The organism is Pimelobacter simplex, from assembly GCF_024662235.1.
Classification (GTDB): domain Bacteria; phylum Actinomycetota; class Actinomycetes; order Propionibacteriales; family Nocardioidaceae; genus Nocardioides.
Map to the genome: position 1 here is coordinate 2,139,163 of NZ_CP096276.1, position 19,383 is coordinate 2,158,545.

Below are 19,383 nucleotides of genomic sequence, written 5' to 3' on the forward strand. Positions count from 1 at the left end.
GGCCCGCCCCTGAAGGGCTGGTGGACGCATGAAGAATCTCGCGCCCTTCGTGTTCGCCATCGTGCTGCTGGTCGGCTCTTTCGCTCTACTCGCGTACGGGCGGAAGCAGGAGGTCGGAAAGCACGACCGAGACCAGAACAGTCAGACCTCCGATCGTCGAGTACAGCGCGACGGACCCCGCGAACCCATGGACGCCGTTGTCGAGCCCAAGGAAGGCGATCAGCCATCCAGCGAGCAGCGCGACCAGGCCAAGGGCATTGATCCAGCGAGCCAGCGCGATGAGCCGGCGGTTCGGAGCGAACCGCTGCTCGACCGTGAAGGCAAGAAGCAGAACCGGGATCGTCTGGGCGATGACCGAGCACTGGGCGGCGCTGAGTTCCATCCGCGCAGCGTAGGCCCGAACAGGACGAACGCATGAGCGCCCCGATCCCCGCTCTGCGCGTCCTGGCGGCGGTCGCGAACGGCGCGGTGCTCGTCGGTCGTCCTCACGGTGTCGTGCACGTCCACCACGGCGACCTGACCCGCAGTGGCCGCGCGGTCCCGGCGGCGTGCCGCCCGGTCTGCGGGATCCGGTCCCGCCGGTTGCGGGTGTTCATCGACGCCACCCAGGTCGGCCGGCTGGTCGGGTTCACGACCACCACCGGGGACGACCTCACGATCCTCACCCGCGGCGGTGCCCGGCGTCTGTGCCGCACCTGCACCGCCATGCTCCCGGCCCGTCTGGGGGGCGGGTCGGGAGCGCTGGTGTCGAGGGAGGACTGGCTGTCGGCGTACGGCGACCTCACCACCGCGGACCTCCTGGTCTCCGCAGCTTGGGCCCGGACGGTCGACGAGACCCACCAGGTCCAGTTCGTCGCCCAGATGCTGTTCGGGAGCCGCCACCAGGCGCCCGAGGTGCACACCGCGATCGAGGACCGCCGCAAGGTCCTGGTCGCCGCGACCCGCACCAGCGAAGAGGTTGCCGCGAACCGGGCGTACCGGGTCGCGGAGGACCACAACCGCCGCCTCATCGCGACCGCGCGGCGCCACCAAGACCTGGTCGAGCGGGCGCAGCGCAAGCGCCGCCATGGCCGGTACCTGATGCCCCACGAGCGCGAGGCCCTCGCGACCGGCTGAGCCCCAGCCCCCCTCCTCACCGCACGTCCCTGCAAACGCAGCGGCGTCTCCGACCCAACGCCTGGCAGCAGCGGTCGGAGACGCCACCAACACCAAGGAGTGTCCCATGAACAGCAGGTTCTTCCGCAGGATACGGCCGGCCAAGCCGAGCCCGCAGCCGGAGTTCGTCCACCAGCACCCGCCGGCGGTGAAGGTCGGCGGCCACAACGGGGACCCGGTCTTCTACCGCAAGCCGGCCGGGATGACGGCGTACATCGGGCCGGACCCTGCCCGACGCGCTCTCCCGGGAAAGGCCCGGCGCCGCGCCCGGAAGGCCGCCCGGGCGGGGGCCCGTCGATGACCGGGTACCTCGAGAACCTCATCGTCGCTGGCGGCGCTGTGCTCCCGCTGCTGTTGTTCGCCGCCCTGTGCTTCGCGATCGCGCTGGGGCTCCGCGCCGCCAACGACCGGGACGACGCCCGCGAGGACGTCCGGGACCTGATGCGCCGCAACGCCGAGCTGCGCGCCGAGAACGACCGCCTGCTCGGCATCGCCCGTCGCCGAGCACCGATCGTGGTCGGCCCGGAGCGGAGGTCGAAGTCGTGACCCACCTCGCCTTCGGCTACGGCCGCCTGATCAACCGGCCGTCCGCCGCGCCTACGCCGGACGACGTCGCCACCGCCGTTCTCACCGCGGCCGTCACCAAGGCGAAGGAGCTCGTGAGGTCCAACCTCGGCGCGGCGGCCCGCAACGTCCTGAACGACGCCATCCGTACCGCCAACACCGTCCTGGAGGTGGCCTGACATGGCCGATCCCGTGATCACCGGCTGCATCCAGAACACCCGCGCCGCAGCCCTGGTGCTCGCCCACGCCGAGACGGTCGGGCTGCCGGACCCGATGAGCGTCGCGGTCGCGCGGCAGTACGACAACGAGGTCTCCCGCAACGCGCCGCGGATCCGGTTCCAGTTCAAGACGGCCGACGACCTCCAGACGTGGGCCGACTACCTCGGTGCCGAGGTGCGGTCACTCCCGTCGTACGCCTCCGCTTTCGGTGGGAAGGCGATCGCCAGCGTCTGGCACCACGACGCCGTGACGGAGTGGCTCGACGTCCCCCTCGCGCTCACCGCGGTCACCGAGCACCCCATCCGGTCCCTGGCGGTGGTCCCGTGACCAGGGTCGTGATCGACACCCCGATCTCGGAGGAGACCGCCGCCGCGATCGCGACGGGCTGGGCCGAGTACCGCGCCGCCACCGAGGCCAACGGTCCCAGCGACGAGTGGGACAACCGCGTCATCAACCAGGTCATCCGCCACCTGGTCCGCCAGGGCCGCCCGTTCTCCGCGAACACCATGCGTCCGCTCCTGCCTGACGTCCGCAAGGCGCTGATCTCCCGCCGACTCATCGACGCCCAGCGCGCCGGCTGGGTCCGCTACGTCGGCGTGACCCCCTCAACCCTCAAGTCCACCAAGGCCGCACGCGTGAACGTCTACGCCCCGATCCCTGGAGCCCTCGATGACTGAGCGCATCACGACCGTCCCCCTCGACCACGTCCGTCCCCACCCCGACAACCCCCGTCTCAACGCCGTCGCCGACGCCGCACTGGTCGAGTCGATCCGCCTGCACGGCCTGGTCGACCCCGTCCTCGTCGCGCCCGACCCCGAGGACGAGGACCGGTACGTGCTCCTCGACGGTGCCCGCCGCTACGACGGCCACCGCCAGGCCGCGGCCACCGAGATCCGGGTGCGAGTCCGCGAGGACCTCGTCACCCAGGCCCAGCAGATCGAAGTCATGGCCATCACCGGCCTGCAGAAGGAACTGCTGTCCCCGGTCGAGGAGGCCCGGGCCTACGAGCAGCTCCAGCTCATCGGGTACAACGAGGCCGCGATCGCCGCGGCGGTCGGCTACTCCAAGGCCCGGGTGAAGCAGCGCCTGAGGCTCGGCACGCTGCCGGAGCACGCCCGGACGTCAGTCCACCTCGGACAGGTCACCCTCAGCGACGTCGAGGCGTTCCACGAGTTCGCCGACGACGCCGAGGCCACCGCCAAACTCGACGAGGCCCTCGGCACCGACGACTTCACGATGACGGTCAACGCGCTCCGGTCCCGGCGCCAGCGGATCGCCCACAACGCCGACCTGGTGGCCCAGTTCATCGCCGCCGGCGCCCGGGCGCACGTCAGGGGCGACGGCGCGCTCAACCTCAGCATCCCGTCGTGGGAGGGCACCGAGCTCGCCGAGACAGGACCCCACCAGGACGCTGGGTGCCTCGGCTACGCCGCGTTCGAGCCGGACTCGTTCCACGAGCCGCGGCTGGTCTGCCTCGAGCCGCGGTCCCACGAGACCACGCCGTCCGGCGACGGACCGGCGTCGGCGATCAGCGCGCCCGTCGTCGCGACCGAGGGCGACGTCGCGGCCGCCCAGGAGGCCGAGGCCGCCGCCGCGGCCCGCCGCGCCGCTGAGGCCGAGGCCGCCGAGCAGCAGACGGCCGCCGACCGGGCACGCCTGGACTGGCTCTACGACCACTTCGTCGCCCTGTTCCCCGTGAAGGGCAACGCCACGCTGGTCTCCACCCTGGCCGGGGTGCTGCCGGGCAGCGTGTGGCACCTCGACGACCGCGCAGTCCTCGACGCGCTGGAGCAGGACGCCCCGGGCGACTGGCGTGCGTGTGAGCAGGCGGTCCGCTCCGCCCTGGCCGACCTCGCGACCGCGAAGCCGGCCCGGATCCTGCGGGCCTTCGCCCGCATCACCGCCGCGCAGGTCGCCGAGTCCCTCACCGACGAGCTCTACGACGACCGCGACCTGGGGGAGCACGCCGCTCAGCTCGCGGGCTGGGACTGGCTCGCCGAGGCGGGCTACCCGCTGCCGAGCCTCGACCGGGACCGGCACACCGCCCTGCGGGCGCTGGTCGATCGCAAGCGCACCGCAGCCACCGGGGCCGCCGGGGGAGGCGCGTCGTGAGGGCGACGACCCGCACCCGGGAGTGCAACCGCGGCTGCGGGGCCTCGGTGGTGCTCGCCCGCCGGGTCGACACCAACCGCTGGGTGCCCTACGAGGCCGGCCCGGTCGACGGCCCCGCCCGCGCCGGGTGCCACGTGCTCGTCAACGACCAGGCGTGGAAGCCCACCGCGCTGGCCGAGCACTTCCAGGTCCAGTTCGAACTCCCGTCGCTGGAGAAGGCACGCGAGCTCGTCGAGGACTACCCGCACCACCGCCCGCACCTCCACCTCACCACCGACGACACCCGCACCCAAGGAGACACCCACCCGTGACCACCCCGCACCAGCGCCCCGCGCTCGACGTCCTCGCCGAGCTGCGCCGCGGCCGCCTCCAGAACGAGCTCACCGAGGGCCTCCACGCCCTCATCGCCGACTGCACCGACACCGGTCGCAAGGGCGAGATCGTCCTCAAGCTCACCGTCGACCCGAAGAAGGTCGGCGACCACGAGACCCCGCGGATCGAGATCTCCGACCAGGTCGTCGTCAAGCGCCCCCGCCGGCTCACCGCCCCCTCCATCTTCTACGTCTCCGACGACGGCAACGCCGTGCGCAACGACCCCAACCAGGAGGAGCTCGGCGGCCTCCGCGGCCTGCCCGCCGGCGACAGCGACAACGGGTTCCGCGACGGCCGCTCGGCGGCCGCCAACGACCGCTGACCACCCCGATACGACCAGCAGATCCGACAGCACACCCGAACCAGGAGCCACCTGAACATGACGAACTACTCCACCCCCGACCACGCCACCGACACCGAGGCCGCCGTCCGCGCCGGCATCGCGATCGCCCCGCCCGCCCCGCTCGGCGACAGCGACCGGTTCTTCGTCCAGACCGTCCCGGCCGGCGCGACCACCCACGTCCACGACCTCCGTGCTCTCGCCGAGCCGCTCACCGAGTTCCCCTACCGCAAGAAGGGCACCGTCCACGTCCACGACGCCCGCTCGTTCGTGGAGTACGTCGAGAAGCACCAGCTCAGCGGCACCGAGGTGTGGGCCGACCTCAGCCGCCGAAGCCTCGTCGCCGTCATCAACGCCGGCGAGCAGTCCGACGACGCCGCCGACGAGGGCGTCGCCGGCCACGGCGACCACCGCGTCGTCCTCGAACTCCTCCACTCCGACGAGTGGAACACCTGGACCGACCGCGACAAGGAGTGGCTCGACCAGGCGACGTTCGCCGAGCACCTCGAGGACCACGCCATCAACGTCGTCCACCCCGACGCCGCGACCATGCTCGAGATCGCCGCCAGCCTCCAGGCCACCCGCACCGCCGACATCAAGGCCGGCATCCGGCTCGACAACGGCCAGGTCCAGCTCCGCTACGAGGAGACCGAGACCGCGACCGCCGGCCAGACCGGCGAGCTCGAGATCCCTACCATCTTCGTGGTCGCTCTCGCGCCCTACGTCGGCGCCGAGCCCGTCGAGGTCGAGGCCCGGTTCCGGTACCGGCTCCGGCAGGGCAACCTCCTGCTGTCCTACGCCCTGCTCAACCCGGCCGACATCGCCCGCAGCGTCTTCACCGCGATCGTCGACGACGTCCGCGGCGCCGTCACCGCGCCCGTCCTTCTCGGCCGGCCGGCGTGATCCGACGGCCTCCTCGTCCGCTGGGTGCGCGCCAGCCGCGCGGCGCGCCCCCAGCGGGGTTGCGGCTGCCACCCCTGGTTCCACGACCTCGGCGTCCACGCCCCCGGCGGCAACAGCCCATGAGCGCGCTCGACCTCGCCGTGCTCGCCGTCAACGTCCTGCTCATCCTCGGCCTCGCCATCGCGGCGCGGATCGACACCCGCCCCCGGAAGGGTCCGCTCCCGTGACTCCCGTCATCACCCAGTCCCCGTTCCAGACCGCCGAGTGGTCGGCCCTGGACGCGATGTGGCTGGACTACCTCGGCATCACCCCCATCGACCCGAACCTGCCGGGCCATCAGGTCACGATGCTCGACCTGTTCTGCGGCGCCGGCGGGTCCAGCTCGGGCGCGCACTCCATCCCCGGGGTGAAGGTCATCATGGCGGCCAACCACTGGCCCCTGGCCGTCGAGACCCACAACACCAACCACCCCGAGACCGACCACGACTGCGCAGACCTGTCCCAGGTCGACCCCCGCCGCTACCCCCGAACGGACGGCCTCTGGGCGTCCCCGGAGTGCACCAACCACTCCCAGGCAAAGGGCCGCAAGACCCACGACGAGGCGTCCGAGCGGTCCCGGGCGACGATGTGGGACGTGTGCCGGTTCGCCGAGCACCACCGCTACAAGTTCGTGATCGTCGAGAACGTGGTCGACGTCGTGAAGTGGGTCGGCTACCGCGGCTGGATCACCACGATGACCGACCTCGGCTACGACCACAAGGTCGTCTACCTGAACTCGATGCACGCCAATCAGGCCGGCCTCCCCGCCCCCCAGTCTCGGGACCGCGTCTACGTCGTGTTCTGGCGCCGCGGCGACCGACGCCCCGACTTCGAGAAGTGGACCAGCCCCCGCGCTGTCTGCTCGATGCACGGCCGGATCCGGGCCACCCAGGACTGGAAGAAGCCCGACAACGAGTGGGGGCGCTACCGCGCCCAGTACGTCTACCGCTGTCCCGCCACGGAGTGCGGCCACGAGGTCGTCGACCCGATGTGGCTGCCCGCGCTGTACGCCATCGACCTGTCCATCCCCGGCACTCGCATCGGCGACCGGAAGCGCCCCCTCGCCACGAAGACCCGCGCCCGCATCGAAGCAGGCGTCCAGAAGTGGTGGCGCCCCTTCACGCTGGAGGCCGCGGGCAACACCTTCGAGCGCCGCCCCGGCGTGCGAACCTGGCCCGCCGACCAGGTCCTCACCACCCTGCACACCACCGCCTCCAAGGCGCTGTGCGTGCCGGTCGAGGGCCGCGACGGGAAGACGGCGCTGCCCGCCCTCGAGCCCATGCGGACCATGACGACCCGCAACGAGACCGGACTGCTGGTCCCCGCCGGCGGCACTTGGAACGACGAAGCGACCACGCTCAGCCAGCCCATGCGGACCCGCACTACCCGGGAGACCGAGGCCCTCGTCATCCCGATGCGGAACAACAACACCGTGAAGTCGGCCGGCGACCCGCTAGACACCGTCGCCGCGAACGGCAACCACCACGGCCTCCTGGTGCCCTACTACGGATCCGCGCGGAGCGCCGCGCCGGTCACGGACCCCATGGGCACTCTCACCACGCTCGACCGATACGCCATGGTCACGCGCCACAACGGCGAGGGCGCATGGTCCTCCACCGGGATCGACGACGTCCTGCGGACCATCACGACTGGCGGCCGCGGCGGCGCGAACCAGTCGCTGACCGAGTGGACCGGGGAGCTCCCCGACATCGACGACTGCCTGTTCCGGATGCTCGAGCCCCACGAGATCAAGGTCGGCATGGCCTTCTCCCGCTCCTACGTCTTGCTCGGCAACAAGCGCGAGCAGGTCCGGCTCGCCGGGAACGCAGTGACTCCGCCCGCCGCCCGGGACATCGTCGGGATGATGGTCGAGGCCCTCACCGGAGAGCTGGTGCTGGCCGCATGAGCACGCCGTACGCCGCGTTCCTGGACGCGCGCCGCCAGCTGGCCGACCGTGGTGGGTTCGTCCCGACCCACGTGCCGGACCACCTGTTCGACTTCCAGCAGGTGCTCGTCGACTTCGCCGTCCGCCAGGGCCGCGCCGGGATGTTCGCCGACTGCGGCCTCGGCAAGACGCCGATGTCGCTCGCGTGGGCGCAGAACGTCCACGAGCACACCGGGAAGCCCATCCTCTTCCTCACCCCGCTTGCCGTCGGCTTCCAGGTCGTCGCAGAGGCGCACCGCTTCGGGTATGACGCCGCGCAGTCCCGCAACGGGAAGGTCGTCGCGCCCGTCACGGTCACCAACTACGAGCAGCTCGGCAAGTTCGACCACGCCGACTTCGGGGGCGTGGTGTGCGACGAGTCCTCGATCCTCAAGGCCTTCGACGGCACCACCCGCGCGCAGGTCACGGAGTTCATGCGCCTCCTGCCGTACCGGCTGCTCTGCACCGCCACAGCCGCGCCGAACGACTACATCGAGCTCGGCACCTCGAGCGAGGCCCTCGGCGGACTCGGGTACACCGACATGCTGACCCGGTTCTTCACCAACAAGAACCGCACGGTGTCGTCCCGTTCCCGGTTCGCCGCCACCAGCCGTGACGTCGGCTGGCGCCTCAAGGGCCACGCCGAGGAGCCGTTCTGGCGATGGGTCGCGACCTGGGCGCGCGCGATCCGACGCCCGTCGGACTACGGCTTCGACGACGGGACGTTCGTGCTGCCCGAGCTGCTCGAGCGCGTCCACATGGTCGACGCCCGCACCTCCCGGCCCGACGCCCTGTTCGACCTCCCGGCCCGCGGGCTCCGCGAGGAGCGCGAGGAGACACGTCGCTCCATCGCCGAGCGCTGTGAGGCCGCCGCGGCCGCACTCGAAGATGCCGACCACGCCGTCGCCTGGTGCCACCTCAACGACGAGTCACACCGCCTGACCCGGCTCATCGACGGTGCCGTCGAGGTCGCCGGCGCGGACTCGCCCGGGGTGAAGGAGGAGAAGCTCGCTGCGTTCACGCGCGGCGAGATCCGCGTCCTGGTCACCAAGCCGTCCATCGGCGCGTGGGGCCTCAACTGGCAGCACGCCCACCGGATGACCTACTTCCCCTCGCACTCCTACGAGCAGATGTACCAGGCGATCCGACGGCTCTGGCGCTTCGGCCAGACCAGGACGGTCGAGGTCGACGTCATCACCACCGAGGGCTGCCGCAGCGTGCTCGACAACCTCCACCGCAAGGCCGCCCAGGCCGACGCGATGTTCGCCGCGCTCGTGGCCCACATGAACGACGCGCTCGCGGTGCCCACCCACTCCTACGACCAACCGATGGAGGTGCCGACGTGGCTGGCTTCCTGACCCAGCAGGTCACCGACCGCTGGGCGATCTACAACGGCGACAGCATGGACATGCTCGCCGGGATCCCTGACGACTCGATTCACGGCTCGATCTACTCCCCGCCGTTCGGCGGTCTCTACCACTACTCCAGCGACGACCGGGACCTGTCGAACGCCCGCTCCTACAGCGACTTCTTCGACCAGTACCGGTTCTTCGTCGACGAGCTGCTCCGCGTGACCATCCCCGGCCGGACGGTCGCCGTGCACGCCGCCCTCGTGCCCTCGGGGAACACTGGCAAGGACGCGTACACCGACTTCCCCGGTGACGTCATCCGCTGCCACCAGGACGCCGGCTGGGGCTTCATCGCCCGACACGTGATCTGGAAGGAGCCGCTCGCCGTCCGGCTCCGCACGATGGCGAAGAACCTCGCCCACAAGACCATCGTCGACGACGCGGCCTACGGTGGCGTCGCCGCACCCGACGAGCTGCTGGTGTTCCGGAAGCCCGGCCCATCGGCAGAGCCGATCACCCACCCGACCGGCCTCTTCGGCGACTACGCCGGCGGCGAGCAGCCGCCGGAGGACCTCGCGTCCTTCCGCGGATGGGACGGCGACCAGAAGGAGAACCGCTGGTCGCACTGGATCTGGCGCCGCTACGCCTCGTCGGTCTGGGACGACGTGCGCATTGACCGGGTGCTGCCCTTCCAGGACGCCCGCGACGAGGACGACGAGAAGCACGTCCACCCGCTCCAGCTCGACGTCATCGAGCGCTACATCGACCTCCGCACGCTGCCCGGCGAGCGGGTCCTCACGCCGTTCATGGGCGTCGGTTCCGAGGTCTACGCAGCGGTCCGAATGGGCCGTTACGGCATCGGCGCCGAGCTCAAGCCGTCGTACTACGTCCAGGCCGAGCGCAACCTCGCCACCGTCGACGCCCCCGCCGACGAGAACACGCTGCTCGATCTCGTCGCCACCACCGATGGCGGGGAGCGACCGGCATGAAGGCCATCACCATCCGCCAGCCTTACGCCGGTGCCGTCGCGCTCGGCTGGAAGCAGCCCGAGAACCGGTCCCGGATGTTCTCCCACCGCGGCCTCACACTGATCCACGCCGGGCAGCGCCTCGCCGACAACTACCCGATGGTCGAGGCCACGTTCGCCGGCGCCGGCCGGACCATCCCGAACCTCGGCGTCACCGGAGACACCGCCTGGGCGTTCGGCGCGATCATCGCGGTCGGTGACCTGTACGCCGCGCACCGCGGCTGCGACGGCTCCTGTGCCCCTGGGTGGGCGCAGCGCGGCCAGGTCCACCACCTGTTCCGCGACGTGCGGCTGCTGGCCCGGCCGGTGCCGGCGGACGGCCAGCTCGGGCTCTGGACCCCCGAGCCCAACGTCCTCGCCGCCGTGGAGGAGGCGATGCCCCGATGAGCCCCGACGAACGCGCCGCCGAGGCGCTCCCCACGGCCGCCGCGCTGGTGTGCGCGGTGGCGGACCGCGATCAGGCCGAGGTGCACCGGATCCTGGGCCAGGTCGACGACTGGCCCGCTCTCGCGGTCGTGCTGGCCGGCCACGTGTCCCCGGACAGCGCCCTCGGGCTGGTCGGCCAGCTGTCGCCGGAGACGAAGGCCGTCACGATCCTGCGCGCCGCGGCGATCCAGTTCGGCACCACGATCGCCGCGATCCGCTCCGACTCCCGCCAACGGGCCGTGCTCGACGCCCGGGCGGTCGCGATGGCCGCGATGAGGTACGCCGGCCTGTCGTCGAGCTTCGTGGGCCGCCAGACCAACCGCGACCACAGCACGGTGCTCCACGCCGCCGGCCGAGTCGGGGAGAACCCCGTCCTCCGAAAGGCCGCGCTGACCATGGCTGCGCTCGTCGCCGAGCGCGGTGCCGAGCTCGGCGACATCGATGACGACCAGCGGGCGGCGGTCGCATGAACCCGATCCCCAAGGTCTCGGTCGCCCCGCACGACGGCGGCTGGTCCACCTCCTGCCCTGCCCCCGGCTGCGGGTTCGTGTTCTGGCACATCCGCCGCGACGTCGCTGACGCGCAGGCCATCACCCACCAGCAGGACCACGTGAAGAAGGGAGGGCGGGCCTGATGGCCTGGTTCAAGGTCGACGACAAGCTCCACGACCACCGCAAGACGCGGAAGGTCCGCCGCTCCCACCCCACGAAGAAGCGCGACGTCTCCCCGTTCGGGATCTGGGCTCTCGCGGGCTCCTGGTGCGGCAGCAACGACACCGACGGGTTCATCCCGCTCGAGGTCCTCGAGGAGTGGGACGACGACGCTGAGGAGCTCGCGGCCCGGCTCGTCGCCGCTGGCCTCTGGGTCGACGCCGAGGTCGACGGTGAGCCGGGCTACCGGTTCCACGAGTACGCCGAGCGGAACCCTGTCAGCGGCGAGGACCCGGCCGACTACGGGCGCCGCGGCAACCACGTCCGATGGCACGAGGCCCGCGGTGTCATCGACCCGAAATGCCCGTTCTGCTCGCCCCGAATCGGGGGCGATGGTCGGGGCGACTCGGGAGCCGAATCCTCCCGGCCCGGCCCGACCCGACCCGACCCGACCGCTGCCGCAGGCACCCGACCGGCCGCGGCGGCTGTGGACGGACCTGTGGACAACCACCACGGCAACGTCGCCATCGAGATCCTCGCCGACAAGCTCCGCCAGCACACACTGCTCCGCACCCTCCGCACCGACAAGCTCACCACCGACTGGGAGACCCGCATCGTCGCGCTCATCGAGCGCCACGGCGACCAGCGCCTCGTCGACGCCGCTCTCGCCGGCCTCCGCCGCGACGACCCGCCCCGCCTGATCCAGGCCTTCGTCGGCGCCTGGGAGGCCATGCCCGAGGCCGGGAAGCGCGTCGCCGCCGTCCCCGACCCGTCCTGCACCGAGCCCGGACACACCGGCACCACCCGGCACTGCGTGCAGTGCGCCTCCGAACGAAAGGCAGCCCGATGACCACCACCCGCCCGCCGATCTGCTTCATCGACACCGAGACTGACGGCCTGCACCATGGCCGGCAGGCCTGGGAGATCGCGATCATCAAGCGGCACACCGACCCGCAGATGCCCGCGGCCCGAGCCGACTTCGTGGCCCCACTCAACGAGTACGACATCTTGCACGTGTTCGTCGACCTGCCGTCGTTGCGGACCGCCGACCCGTACGCCCTCCGCCTCGGCAGGTTCTGGGACCGCCACCCGGTCGGCCGCGAGCTCTCCGGGAAGACGCCTGTCCCCTCGGACGTCCCGCTGCTGTCGGTCCGCGCCGCCGCGCGCAGGGTCGCCGCGTTCACCCACGGCACCCACATCGTCGGCGTCAACCCGACCTTCGACACCGAGACCCTGGCGGGTCTGCTCAGGACCGAGGGCCTGACCCCGCAGTGGGACTACCACCTTGAGGACCTCGTCGCCGAGACCGTCGGCTACCTCCGCGGGTCCCGGGCGACCGCCGCCGCGATCTCCCCGCCCCAGTTCGCCCAGGGACGTCTTCTGGCTCTCCCCGACGACGTCACCGCCCTGCCGTGGAAGTCCGACCTCCTCGCAGCGGCGGTCGACGTCGAGCCGGCGCCCGAGCACGAGCGCCACACCGCGCTCGGCGACGCACGGTGGGCGCTCCGCTGGCACGACACCTTGGCCGGCCTTACCTCGCCGGCGGTGACGTCGTGAGCCTGCGCCGTACTGCCCTGCAGCGTCGCAGCGAGCTGCGTCGTACGCCCCTGGTCCGGAAGAAGCCGATGAACCGGGCCCGCGCGGTCCGGACCCAGGTCGTCAACGCCCGGCGGGACACCGGCCCGTCTCGGGAGCAGCGCGCGATCGTGCTCGACCGGGCACTCGGGTGCTGCGAGATCTGCGGCGCCCTCGTGATCCAGCCCAGTGGCGGGGTCTGGGAGCCGCAATGGATGCCGGTCCAGCCCTACTCGGTGCATCACCGGTCGGCGCGAGGCATGGGCGGCAGCACGGTGGCGTGGATCAACTCGCCGGCCAACCTCCTGCTGCTCTGCGGCTCCGGCACGACCGGCTGCCACGGCCACGTCGAGTCCCACCGAGCCGAGGCCTACGAGAACGGCTGGCTCATCTCCGGTCGCCGCGACCCCGCGACGGTCCCGGTGCTGCTCGCCGGCGGCGACCGGTACCTCCTGACCGCCGACGGCGGCCGAGTCCTCGTCCCCACCGCAGAAGGAGCTGACCTCGAATGAGCGTCCTCAACTACACGACCCAGATCGCTGCAGCCAAGACCGTCGGCGAGGTCCAGGCTCTACTTGCCGGGCACGGTGCGTCGCGGATCGCGGTGGACTACGACGGCGGCGCGCCGGTCGGTGTCACCTTCGCGCTGACCACCGCTCACGGCCCGCGGCTGTTCACGCTCCCGGTCAACGTCGAAGCCATGCACCGGCTCCTCACCTCTGAGGTGAAGGCCGGCCGACTCCGCGGCGGCAAGTCCCGGACGGTGATGCTCTCCCGCGAGCAGGCCGAGCGCGTCGCGTGGCGCGTCGTCAAGGACTGGCTGGCCGCACAGCTCGCGCTGGTGCAGACCGAGATGGCGGCCATGGACCAGGTGATGCTGCCGTACCTCCACACCGACCAGGCCGGCCGAACGCTGTACGCGGCGTACCGCGACCGCGAGAACGTCCTCGCCCTGGAGGCAGGCCAGTGAGCGCCCGGCACGACGGCGCGGTCGGCGACGCCCGGAAGCGCGCCGCTGGAATTGCTGCCAGCAACCCGACGGCCCCGGAGCCCACCGGAACCCTGGAAGGCGCTCCTGGGGCCGATTCTGAGGCCCTGGCGGCACGAGACGCCGACATCGATCAGCTCTGCGAGATCTTCCACGACGCCTACGAGGCCGAAGCGCTCTCCGCCGGCTGGGAGACCAACCCCCGCTCGCGGGTCCCCTGGGGCGATGTCCCCGAGCCAAACAAGCAGTGCATGCGCGCCGCAGTCCGCGCGTTCCTCGGGTCCGGCCGGTTCGCCGACCACGACCACCAGATCGCCGAACGCGCCTGGGACGAGGGGTACGGGTCGGGGCACTCGAACGCGATGCGGCGGATGTCGGACGAGCCCAACGCGCCCACGACGCCGAACCCCTACTCCGAGGAGGCCCACCGTGGCTGAACTCACCGACACCCAGAAGTGCCAGTGCGGTCACGAGCCGCAGTGGCACCACGAGACCCGAGGCTGCGGCTACCACGGCTTCTCGGAGGACGGCCGCTGCAAGTGCCAGCTCACCAGCAACGAGGCCGTGACCGCCATCGTCCGCGAGCACGTCACCGCCGCACTCGACGAGATCGAGGCCGTCGTCCGCCACTGGGAGCAGTTCCCGGCCCTGGGTCGAGGAACTGCCGCTTCCGAGATCCGACGCGCCCTCCACCGAGCCAAGGAGCAGAACCGATGAACCACACGTGGATGGAGGACGCCGAGCGCGTCTGCGAGGGCAACTACCTCGGCGAGGACGACAACGGCGTCCTCTGGGTGCAGCGCGACATCTACGTGGGCGACCTCCGGGGCGATGAGTGGGAGCGGTTCAACGCTCGACGCCTCTCCCACCTCTGGACCTACTGGCGCTCTCGCCGCGCTGGCCGCGTCGTGTGGCTGGAGGTGGTTCGATGACCGCCTCGACCGACCTGGACGACACGCTCGCCAACATCCGCGCGAGGGCCGAAGCGGCGACCCCGGGGCCATGGGAAGCGCGACACGGCGGCTACTCGTGGGTCGCGCTGTACGCGGACGAGGACAAGATCCCCCAAGGTGACTCTCTGCCCTCGTTCGAGCCCGGCGGATCGGCCACACCTGCCGACGCCGAGTTCATCGCGCACGCCCGGGCCGACGTCGAGCTGCTGCTCAACGTCGTCGCCGAACAGCGGGCCGTCATCGCGCGGGTGCGGGAGGCCATCGACCGGGAGCACGCCCGCGGCTGCCACTACCGGCATCAGCAAGGCGAGACGGACGAGTGCCGGTCCTGCGCCGCCACTGCGATCGAGGCCGCGTTCGACGGCGCCGACACCACCACGACCGACGGGAGCGAGGCATGAGCGTCCTTCACCCGAGCCACCAGTGGGGCCAGCGTCCGATCTTCGAACGCGAGGCCCCCGGCAGCAACCGACTCCGTGAGCGCAAGATCCCCTGCTGCCTCCGCTGCCTCGTGGACGGCTATGAGGACGAGCCCGCCGCGTTCGAACCCTGCCCACGACCGGCCACCACCACGACCGACGGCGCCGCCGTCCCCGAAGGAGACACCCATGCCTGAGCCCGGCAAGACGACGATCATCAACTCGCGGGTGCACCGCCCGCCGGCGAGTGCGACGTGGCAGCACGAGCACCGCTGGGGTCCGGCGTTCGGGGACAGCACCACACTGTCCGTCGTCCGGACCGACGGCGGACCGATGAGGATCCGCTACGGCAACGAGTCAGTCGAGCTCCGCGCTGAACTGGTCCCGGTGTTCGTCGAGATGGTCGCGGCCGCCGCTGCCTGGACCGACGAGCAGGCCGTCCGATGACCGGCCTGCACATCGCGCTCGCGGCGCTGGTCGACGAGTGGCAGGCGAACTACGACCGGTGGGCAGGCGTGAGTGACGGTCCGCGCGTCGGGATCTTCCGGTCGCACGCGAACCGACTCCGCGCGCTGCTGGATGAGCACCCGGCCGACCTGCCCGTGGCGACCGGCAGCACGACGGCAGACGGCAGCGCGAACGACTGCACCCACGTTTCGGCCTCTGGTGTCGACCGCACCCCGATCGGCCCGGACAAGGTCTGGCGGTGTGACCACTGCGGACTGTGCTGGCGACAGGGACCCGGGAACCCGACCGACGACACGCCCGCTCCCGAGCCGTCCGACCGGGCCGGGCTGAGCGAGACCGAGCCCGGTACGCCGCTCGGTATCGACGGCCACCTCCCCAACGTGCCAGCGGGGCCGGGCGCGCCGTGGTGCTCCTGCGGCTACCGCTGGGACCCGCGTGACCCCGACTCGCTGCTGGTTGGCGAGCACATCGCCGCGATCGCCGACCACCGCGGTGAGGCCGTCAACGTCCCCGGGGTCCTGCTGTGAAGGCCGCCCTCGCGGCCGTGCTCCGCGACCACCGACTCGGCCTTGGCCGGCAACTGCGTCGACGCCAAGGGCCAGCCCGGGTGCGAATGGAAGCCGCGACGACCGGTCAGCCGCAACGGCGATCTGTGGATGCAGCACCGCGAGCACCAGGCCGCGCTCCAGGAGGCCGCCGTCGAGCGCATCCTCGCCGACCGGCTCGCGGTGGCTCGATGCTGCGACGACCACGACGGCTGTGACCGTCCCGGCGAGATGGTCTGCTGCGACCGGTGCCCCGGGGTCGCGGTTGTTGATGACGCGACGCTGGCGGAGTGGAGGTCGCTGCTCGAAGACGGTCAGTGCCTGTGCTCGTCGGCATCGACGGACTGGCAGGCGCTCGACGACCTGCTCGCCGAGGTCCAGGGTCTGCGCGACCGGCTCGCGGTGGCCGAGCAGGCGCGGGACGGATGGTCCGAGTCGTCGGCGAACTGGCAGGAGCTGCACGACCAGCAGCACGACGCCCGCCAGGCCGCCGAGCAGGAGGCCGCCACGCTGCGCGCCAAGGTCGCGGCGGTCGAGGCGCTGGCCGAAGAGTGGGCGCCGCTGTGCACGTCTCCTGAGTCGCACGCGAAGTGCATCCGTCACGCTCCTGCTCGCGCCCTCGGTGACTCGGCGCAGGTCGTCCAGCGGATCAAGGCGACCGCGCTGGAAGAGGCGGCAGACGCGTGGGACGACCCGGCTTCGGTCGACGAGCTGGGCGAGCTGGCCGCGCAGAAGTACCGGGCAGGCGGTCCGTCGATGCCCACGATCTGGCTCCGTGAGCGCGCTCGCCGCGTGCGGGACGGCGGCGACCATGGCTGAGCCGACCCACAGCCACATCCCCGGTTGCCACGCCGTCAACTTCGACACGGACACCGGGCGCTACACCGGCACCCGAGCGTTCGACACCGAGCGTTGCCCCACCTGTGCCGCCGAGAAGGCCGGGCTGGAGAAGGCGGTGGCCGATGCCTGAGCCCGACCCGATCGCCGAACTGCTCGAGCACCTGGCCGAGCGGCAATGGCGCCGCATGACCCGCAGCAGCACGCCCTGGGACGACCTCAACGAGAGCGACCGGCGCGCATGCCGGGCAATCGTGAAGCCCATCCTCGACGACATCGCCGGCCATCCGGCGGCCGAGATCGAGTGGGCCGTCGTAGACCGCGGTCGGACCATCCACATCGAGGGCGCTACCTGCCCGGCTGACGTCCTCGCCGGGGCGCATGGGCACGGCGCCACCCAGGTCGGTGTCGTCCGGCGACGGGTCTGGCGCACCGACTGGGAGCCCGTCGGCCTCTCCACGACGTCCGTAACCGACCGCTACGGGAGCGCTGCTCCCACGAAGGAAGTACTCCATGGCTGACCACACCATCCCCGCGCTCGGAACTCCGGAGCGCACCTGGTGGAGGCGTGGCGCCGCGGCCGAGGCGCAGCTGCGCGAAGCTCCCCGCAAGGCTCTTCCCGGGGATGTTCGGGAGGTCCTCAACTACGCCGACGCGTTGGCGAAGCACCAGCCCGAGCAGATCTCGACCCCCGGCGCCCTGCTGGTCCGCCAGGTGTACGTCTTCCGATCGACCCTGACGAGAGCCGACCGTCGCGCGATCCGCCGGGCGCTGCGGGGGAAGCGATGAGCGATCCCGTGGATAGTTGCCCGCACCCGGAGAAGCACCGGCACGCTACCCAGGCGGCGGCCCTGCTCGCCCAGGCCTCGCTCGAGCGGTCGCGGGGCATCGACCTCTCCCTGGCCCCGTACCCGTGCGGGGACCACTGGCACCTGGGGCACCGCAAGAAGCGCCGGACGGCGGCACTGCGCCGGGCGCTGGCTGACGGCCGCCGGAACGCCCGGACCGCACGGAAGGCACGTCCGCGATGAGCGACCTCGACACCTACCTGGACCGTGCGTGCGCCGACGGCCGGCTCACCGTCGATGACGCCGACGAGGTCCGCCGGTTCGGGGACTTCCTCCGCGCACTCATGGCCGCGGGCGCCCGGCCGGGCAGCCCTGAGTCGATCCGCGTCTACGCCGAGCACTACCCCGACGACGATCCCCACCACTCCCTCGACGGACGAGAGGCAACCGAGTGACCACCACCGCCCAGACCGACAACCCGCTCGTGAAGGTCGCCCGCGACCTCACCGAGATCGAACGCTGCTACGACGAGGTGCGCGCCCAGGCCATCGCGGCCGGTGACGACCCGGACATCCCCGGTGGCGCCGCCATGGTCGCCCTCGGGCCAGTCGCCGACCTCGAAGCGTGGGGCCACCTGCAGAGCGCCACCGAGACGTACGCCGACCACCCCGACGACCGAGTCCGCGGCCGCGTGTACACCAGCGTCGACGACGAGGAAGACGACGAGACCCGCTGGCCACCGCAGCAGCTCATCGGCTACTGGGCCGGAGAGTGGCGCCGGCGCCGCAGCGAGGACTACCCAGGCCTGGTCCGCACCCTCGCCTCAGACCTGAACTACCTGCGCTCCTCCCTCGGCTGGGCCCAGGAACACGCCACCACCCAGTTCCCCCGGTTCGCCTACGACGTACGCCGCGCCCGCCTCACCGTCGAGAACATCGTCGCCGAGGGCCGCCGCGCCGACCGGTCCCGCATCGTCTGCGACCGCGAGCACTGCACGAAGAAGCCGCGCCTGGTCCGCACCTACGCCCCGCGCTACCTCGTCGGCTGGACCTGCGCCACCTGCCACGACCACACCCCGGCCGAGTACCGGTGCGAGGACCGCAACCACCCGGTCCCACCCTCCGAGCTCGCCTGCCCGCGCATCGTCGGCTCGAAGCGCACCGCCCACGCCTGCGGCTCCCGAACGGCCCCGACCACCACCCCGCCCGCCGCGTGCTTCAACCCGCGCTGCCCGTCGTTCACCCCGCCCGCCGAGGCCCTCGCTAGCGACCCCACCCGGGACGGCTGGAAGTGCCCAGCCTGCAAGCACCACTACGACCCGACCGAACTCCAGCGCGCCCACGCCCGCATGCTCTGGCGCCCCGAGGCCGACCGCCTCGTCCGCCTCCAAGAAGCCGTGGCCACCCTCAAGGCCCAGGGACGCGGCGAGCGCACCGTACGCCGCTGGCTCGCCCCTCGGCTCGAGCTCGTCGACCGCTGCACCGAGTGCGCCGCGCTCTGGCCCACGGAGGAGTACCCGGCCTGCCCCGCCACGCTCCCGCCCGAGGAAGACGGCGGCGAGCCGGTGACGTGCGGCGGCGAGCTGGCCGAGCGCTGGCACGGCGACGCCGAGGCCGTGGTCGAGGGCTGGTGCGACATCGCGACCCACACCACCTGGCTGTGGTGGCCCGACCTCTGGCGCCTCCACCTGACCACCCGCGCGACGCCCCGCAGCCGGGCATCATGACCCC

General features: G+C 71.8%; 34 protein-coding genes. 33 read left to right on the plus strand and 1 reads right to left on the minus strand.

Annotation, left to right across the window (positions count from 1 at the left end):
- Nucleotides 1-85: 85 nt before the first annotated feature.
- A complete protein-coding gene (locus M0M48_RS10430; protein WP_257751073.1) occupies nt 86-382 on the minus strand; it encodes a hypothetical protein in 297 nt (98 codons plus the stop codon).
- Between the two features lie 32 nt (nt 383-414).
- Here M0M48_RS10430 and M0M48_RS10435 point away from each other — a divergent pair, with 32 nt between their 5' ends.
- The 33 genes from M0M48_RS10435 to M0M48_RS10595 all read left to right on the plus strand — a co-directional run bounded on the left by M0M48_RS10435 (nt 415) and on the right by M0M48_RS10595 (nt 19,379).
- Complete coding sequence (locus tag M0M48_RS10435) at nt 415-1,116, plus strand: hypothetical protein (RefSeq protein WP_257751074.1); 702 nt, start codon at nt 415-417, stop codon at nt 1,114-1,116.
- A gap of 336 nt (nt 1,117-1,452) precedes the next feature.
- Nucleotides 1,453-1,701: a hypothetical protein gene (locus M0M48_RS10440; protein WP_257751075.1), complete on the plus strand. Its 249-nt coding sequence runs from the start codon at nt 1,453-1,455 to the stop codon at nt 1,699-1,701.
- On the plus strand, nt 1,698-1,898 hold the full coding sequence (locus M0M48_RS10445) for a hypothetical protein (protein ID WP_257751076.1): 201 nt from the start codon (nt 1,698-1,700) through the stop codon (nt 1,896-1,898). The genes M0M48_RS10440 and M0M48_RS10445 overlap by 4 nt, the downstream gene beginning before the upstream one ends.
- A 1-nt stretch (nt 1,899) precedes the next feature.
- A complete protein-coding gene (locus tag M0M48_RS10450; RefSeq protein WP_257751077.1) occupies nt 1,900-2,265 on the plus strand; it encodes a hypothetical protein in 366 nt (121 codons plus the stop codon).
- Nucleotides 2,262-2,615 carry a hypothetical protein gene (locus tag M0M48_RS10455; RefSeq protein WP_257751078.1) on the plus strand — a complete coding sequence of 118 codons (354 nt, stop codon included), beginning with the start codon at nt 2,262-2,264 and terminating at the stop codon, nt 2,613-2,615. Before M0M48_RS10450 ends, M0M48_RS10455 begins: the two co-directional genes overlap by 4 nt.
- Nucleotides 2,608-4,050, plus strand: a complete 1,443-nt coding sequence (locus tag M0M48_RS10460; RefSeq protein WP_257751079.1) for a ParB/RepB/Spo0J family partition protein — start codon at nt 2,608-2,610, stop codon at nt 4,048-4,050. The genes M0M48_RS10455 and M0M48_RS10460 overlap by 8 nt, the downstream gene beginning before the upstream one ends.
- Nucleotides 4,047-4,361, plus strand: a complete 315-nt coding sequence (locus M0M48_RS10465; protein WP_257751080.1) for a hypothetical protein — start codon at nt 4,047-4,049, stop codon at nt 4,359-4,361. Before M0M48_RS10460 ends, M0M48_RS10465 begins: the two co-directional genes overlap by 4 nt.
- Complete coding sequence (locus M0M48_RS10470; protein WP_257751081.1) at nt 4,358-4,744, plus strand: hypothetical protein; 387 nt, start codon at nt 4,358-4,360, stop codon at nt 4,742-4,744. The genes M0M48_RS10465 and M0M48_RS10470 overlap by 4 nt, the downstream gene beginning before the upstream one ends.
- Before the next feature lie 57 nt (nt 4,745-4,801).
- Nucleotides 4,802-5,665 (plus strand): YfdQ family protein, encoded by an 864-nt coding sequence (locus M0M48_RS10475; RefSeq protein ID WP_257751082.1) that lies wholly within the window; start codon nt 4,802-4,804, stop codon nt 5,663-5,665.
- A 223-nt stretch (nt 5,666-5,888) separates the two neighbouring features.
- Entirely contained in the window at nt 5,889-7,610 is a 1,722-nt protein-coding gene (locus M0M48_RS10480) for a DNA cytosine methyltransferase (protein ID WP_257751083.1), read from the plus strand.
- On the plus strand, nt 7,607-8,986 hold the full coding sequence (locus M0M48_RS10485; protein WP_257751084.1) for a DEAD/DEAH box helicase: 1,380 nt from the start codon (nt 7,607-7,609) through the stop codon (nt 8,984-8,986). The genes M0M48_RS10480 and M0M48_RS10485 overlap by 4 nt, the downstream gene beginning before the upstream one ends.
- Nucleotides 8,971-9,966: a DNA-methyltransferase gene (locus tag M0M48_RS10490; protein ID WP_257751085.1), complete on the plus strand. Its 996-nt coding sequence runs from the start codon at nt 8,971-8,973 to the stop codon at nt 9,964-9,966. Before M0M48_RS10485 ends, M0M48_RS10490 begins: the two co-directional genes overlap by 16 nt.
- The gene (locus M0M48_RS10495; protein ID WP_257751086.1) at nt 9,963-10,391 is read left to right on the plus strand and encodes a hypothetical protein; all 429 of its coding nucleotides are present in this window, start codon (nt 9,963-9,965) and stop codon (nt 10,389-10,391) included. The genes M0M48_RS10490 and M0M48_RS10495 overlap by 4 nt, the downstream gene beginning before the upstream one ends.
- A complete protein-coding gene (locus M0M48_RS10500; protein WP_257751087.1) occupies nt 10,388-10,900 on the plus strand; it encodes a helix-turn-helix domain-containing protein in 513 nt (170 codons plus the stop codon). Before M0M48_RS10495 ends, M0M48_RS10500 begins: the two co-directional genes overlap by 4 nt.
- Nucleotides 10,897-11,064, plus strand: a complete 168-nt coding sequence (locus tag M0M48_RS10505; RefSeq protein ID WP_257751088.1) for a hypothetical protein — start codon at nt 10,897-10,899, stop codon at nt 11,062-11,064. Before M0M48_RS10500 ends, M0M48_RS10505 begins: the two co-directional genes overlap by 4 nt.
- On the plus strand, nt 11,064-11,930 hold the full coding sequence (locus tag M0M48_RS10510; RefSeq protein WP_257751089.1) for a hypothetical protein: 867 nt from the start codon (nt 11,064-11,066) through the stop codon (nt 11,928-11,930). Before M0M48_RS10505 ends, M0M48_RS10510 begins: the two co-directional genes overlap by 1 nt.
- The gene (locus M0M48_RS10515; RefSeq protein WP_257751090.1) at nt 11,927-12,637 is read left to right on the plus strand and encodes a hypothetical protein; all 711 of its coding nucleotides are present in this window, start codon (nt 11,927-11,929) and stop codon (nt 12,635-12,637) included. The genes M0M48_RS10510 and M0M48_RS10515 overlap by 4 nt, the downstream gene beginning before the upstream one ends.
- Complete coding sequence (locus M0M48_RS10520; RefSeq protein ID WP_257751091.1) at nt 12,634-13,167, plus strand: HNH endonuclease; 534 nt, start codon at nt 12,634-12,636, stop codon at nt 13,165-13,167. The genes M0M48_RS10515 and M0M48_RS10520 overlap by 4 nt, the downstream gene beginning before the upstream one ends.
- Entirely contained in the window at nt 13,164-13,625 is a 462-nt protein-coding gene (locus M0M48_RS10525) for a hypothetical protein (protein WP_257751092.1), read from the plus strand. Before M0M48_RS10520 ends, M0M48_RS10525 begins: the two co-directional genes overlap by 4 nt.
- On the plus strand, nt 13,622-14,080 hold the full coding sequence (locus tag M0M48_RS10530) for a hypothetical protein (protein ID WP_257751093.1): 459 nt from the start codon (nt 13,622-13,624) through the stop codon (nt 14,078-14,080). Before M0M48_RS10525 ends, M0M48_RS10530 begins: the two co-directional genes overlap by 4 nt.
- On the plus strand, nt 14,073-14,360 hold the full coding sequence (locus tag M0M48_RS10535) for a hypothetical protein (protein WP_257751094.1): 288 nt from the start codon (nt 14,073-14,075) through the stop codon (nt 14,358-14,360). The genes M0M48_RS10530 and M0M48_RS10535 overlap by 8 nt, the downstream gene beginning before the upstream one ends.
- Entirely contained in the window at nt 14,357-14,575 is a 219-nt protein-coding gene (locus tag M0M48_RS10540; protein ID WP_257751095.1) for a hypothetical protein, read from the plus strand. The genes M0M48_RS10535 and M0M48_RS10540 overlap by 4 nt, the downstream gene beginning before the upstream one ends.
- Nucleotides 14,572-14,997, plus strand: coding sequence for a hypothetical protein (locus M0M48_RS10545; RefSeq protein WP_257751096.1), 426 nt, complete (start codon nt 14,572-14,574; stop codon nt 14,995-14,997). The genes M0M48_RS10540 and M0M48_RS10545 overlap by 4 nt, the downstream gene beginning before the upstream one ends.
- The gene (locus M0M48_RS10550; protein ID WP_257751097.1) at nt 14,994-15,212 is read left to right on the plus strand and encodes a hypothetical protein; all 219 of its coding nucleotides are present in this window, start codon (nt 14,994-14,996) and stop codon (nt 15,210-15,212) included. The genes M0M48_RS10545 and M0M48_RS10550 overlap by 4 nt, the downstream gene beginning before the upstream one ends.
- A complete protein-coding gene (locus tag M0M48_RS10555; protein WP_257751098.1) occupies nt 15,205-15,462 on the plus strand; it encodes a hypothetical protein in 258 nt (85 codons plus the stop codon). Before M0M48_RS10550 ends, M0M48_RS10555 begins: the two co-directional genes overlap by 8 nt.
- Nucleotides 15,459-16,010, plus strand: coding sequence for a hypothetical protein (locus tag M0M48_RS10560; RefSeq protein WP_257751099.1), 552 nt, complete (start codon nt 15,459-15,461; stop codon nt 16,008-16,010). The genes M0M48_RS10555 and M0M48_RS10560 overlap by 4 nt, the downstream gene beginning before the upstream one ends.
- A 129-nt stretch (nt 16,011-16,139) precedes the next feature.
- Nucleotides 16,140-16,847, plus strand: coding sequence for a hypothetical protein (locus tag M0M48_RS10565; protein ID WP_257751100.1), 708 nt, complete (start codon nt 16,140-16,142; stop codon nt 16,845-16,847).
- Entirely contained in the window at nt 16,840-16,998 is a 159-nt protein-coding gene (locus M0M48_RS10570; protein WP_257751101.1) for a hypothetical protein, read from the plus strand. The genes M0M48_RS10565 and M0M48_RS10570 overlap by 8 nt, the downstream gene beginning before the upstream one ends.
- A complete protein-coding gene (locus M0M48_RS10575; protein WP_257751102.1) occupies nt 16,991-17,386 on the plus strand; it encodes a hypothetical protein in 396 nt (131 codons plus the stop codon). Before M0M48_RS10570 ends, M0M48_RS10575 begins: the two co-directional genes overlap by 8 nt.
- Nucleotides 17,379-17,654 (plus strand): hypothetical protein, encoded by a 276-nt coding sequence (locus M0M48_RS10580; RefSeq protein WP_257751103.1) that lies wholly within the window; start codon nt 17,379-17,381, stop codon nt 17,652-17,654. Before M0M48_RS10575 ends, M0M48_RS10580 begins: the two co-directional genes overlap by 8 nt.
- The gene (locus tag M0M48_RS10585) at nt 17,651-17,896 is read left to right on the plus strand and encodes a hypothetical protein (RefSeq protein WP_257751104.1); all 246 of its coding nucleotides are present in this window, start codon (nt 17,651-17,653) and stop codon (nt 17,894-17,896) included. Before M0M48_RS10580 ends, M0M48_RS10585 begins: the two co-directional genes overlap by 4 nt.
- Complete coding sequence (locus M0M48_RS10590) at nt 17,893-18,108, plus strand: hypothetical protein (RefSeq protein WP_257751105.1); 216 nt, start codon at nt 17,893-17,895, stop codon at nt 18,106-18,108. Before M0M48_RS10585 ends, M0M48_RS10590 begins: the two co-directional genes overlap by 4 nt.
- Nucleotides 18,105-19,379, plus strand: a complete 1,275-nt coding sequence (locus tag M0M48_RS10595; protein WP_257751106.1) for a hypothetical protein — start codon at nt 18,105-18,107, stop codon at nt 19,377-19,379. The genes M0M48_RS10590 and M0M48_RS10595 overlap by 4 nt, the downstream gene beginning before the upstream one ends.
- Nucleotides 19,380-19,383 lie beyond the last annotated feature (4 nt).

What these genes read in the sequence shown, in the direction of transcription:
- M0M48_RS10430 (WP_257751073.1), bottom strand. Translation starts at nt 382, where the DNA reads ATGGAACTCAGCGCCGCCCAGTGCTCGGTCATCGCCCAGACGATCCCG.
- M0M48_RS10435 (WP_257751074.1), top strand. Translation starts at nt 415, where the DNA reads ATGAGCGCCCCGATCCCCGCTCTGCGCGTCCTGGCGGCGGTCGCGAAC.
- M0M48_RS10440 (WP_257751075.1), top strand. Translation starts at nt 1,453, where the DNA reads ATGACCGGGTACCTCGAGAACCTCATCGTCGCTGGCGGCGCTGTGCTC.
- M0M48_RS10450 (WP_257751077.1), top strand. Translation starts at nt 1,900, where the DNA reads ATGGCCGATCCCGTGATCACCGGCTGCATCCAGAACACCCGCGCCGCA.
- M0M48_RS10460 (WP_257751079.1), top strand. Translation starts at nt 2,608, where the DNA reads ATGACTGAGCGCATCACGACCGTCCCCCTCGACCACGTCCGTCCCCAC.
- M0M48_RS10475 (WP_257751082.1), top strand. Translation starts at nt 4,802, where the DNA reads ATGACGAACTACTCCACCCCCGACCACGCCACCGACACCGAGGCCGCC.
- M0M48_RS10485 (WP_257751084.1), top strand. Translation starts at nt 7,607, where the DNA reads ATGAGCACGCCGTACGCCGCGTTCCTGGACGCGCGCCGCCAGCTGGCC.
- M0M48_RS10495 (WP_257751086.1), top strand. Translation starts at nt 9,963, where the DNA reads ATGAAGGCCATCACCATCCGCCAGCCTTACGCCGGTGCCGTCGCGCTC.
- M0M48_RS10500 (WP_257751087.1), top strand. Translation starts at nt 10,388, where the DNA reads ATGAGCCCCGACGAACGCGCCGCCGAGGCGCTCCCCACGGCCGCCGCG.
- M0M48_RS10505 (WP_257751088.1), top strand. Translation starts at nt 10,897, where the DNA reads ATGAACCCGATCCCCAAGGTCTCGGTCGCCCCGCACGACGGCGGCTGG.
- M0M48_RS10510 (WP_257751089.1), top strand. Translation starts at nt 11,064, where the DNA reads ATGGCCTGGTTCAAGGTCGACGACAAGCTCCACGACCACCGCAAGACG.
- M0M48_RS10515 (WP_257751090.1), top strand. Translation starts at nt 11,927, where the DNA reads ATGACCACCACCCGCCCGCCGATCTGCTTCATCGACACCGAGACTGAC.
- M0M48_RS10525 (WP_257751092.1), top strand. Translation starts at nt 13,164, where the DNA reads ATGAGCGTCCTCAACTACACGACCCAGATCGCTGCAGCCAAGACCGTC.
- M0M48_RS10540 (WP_257751095.1), top strand. Translation starts at nt 14,357, where the DNA reads ATGAACCACACGTGGATGGAGGACGCCGAGCGCGTCTGCGAGGGCAAC.
- M0M48_RS10545 (WP_257751096.1), top strand. Translation starts at nt 14,572, where the DNA reads ATGACCGCCTCGACCGACCTGGACGACACGCTCGCCAACATCCGCGCG.
- M0M48_RS10550 (WP_257751097.1), top strand. Translation starts at nt 14,994, where the DNA reads ATGAGCGTCCTTCACCCGAGCCACCAGTGGGGCCAGCGTCCGATCTTC.
- M0M48_RS10555 (WP_257751098.1), top strand. Translation starts at nt 15,205, where the DNA reads ATGCCTGAGCCCGGCAAGACGACGATCATCAACTCGCGGGTGCACCGC.
- M0M48_RS10560 (WP_257751099.1), top strand. Translation starts at nt 15,459, where the DNA reads ATGACCGGCCTGCACATCGCGCTCGCGGCGCTGGTCGACGAGTGGCAG.
- M0M48_RS10565 (WP_257751100.1), top strand. Translation starts at nt 16,140, where the DNA reads ATGCAGCACCGCGAGCACCAGGCCGCGCTCCAGGAGGCCGCCGTCGAG.
- M0M48_RS10570 (WP_257751101.1), top strand. Translation starts at nt 16,840, where the DNA reads ATGGCTGAGCCGACCCACAGCCACATCCCCGGTTGCCACGCCGTCAAC.
- M0M48_RS10575 (WP_257751102.1), top strand. Translation starts at nt 16,991, where the DNA reads ATGCCTGAGCCCGACCCGATCGCCGAACTGCTCGAGCACCTGGCCGAG.
- M0M48_RS10580 (WP_257751103.1), top strand. Translation starts at nt 17,379, where the DNA reads ATGGCTGACCACACCATCCCCGCGCTCGGAACTCCGGAGCGCACCTGG.
- M0M48_RS10585 (WP_257751104.1), top strand. Translation starts at nt 17,651, where the DNA reads ATGAGCGATCCCGTGGATAGTTGCCCGCACCCGGAGAAGCACCGGCAC.
- M0M48_RS10590 (WP_257751105.1), top strand. Translation starts at nt 17,893, where the DNA reads ATGAGCGACCTCGACACCTACCTGGACCGTGCGTGCGCCGACGGCCGG.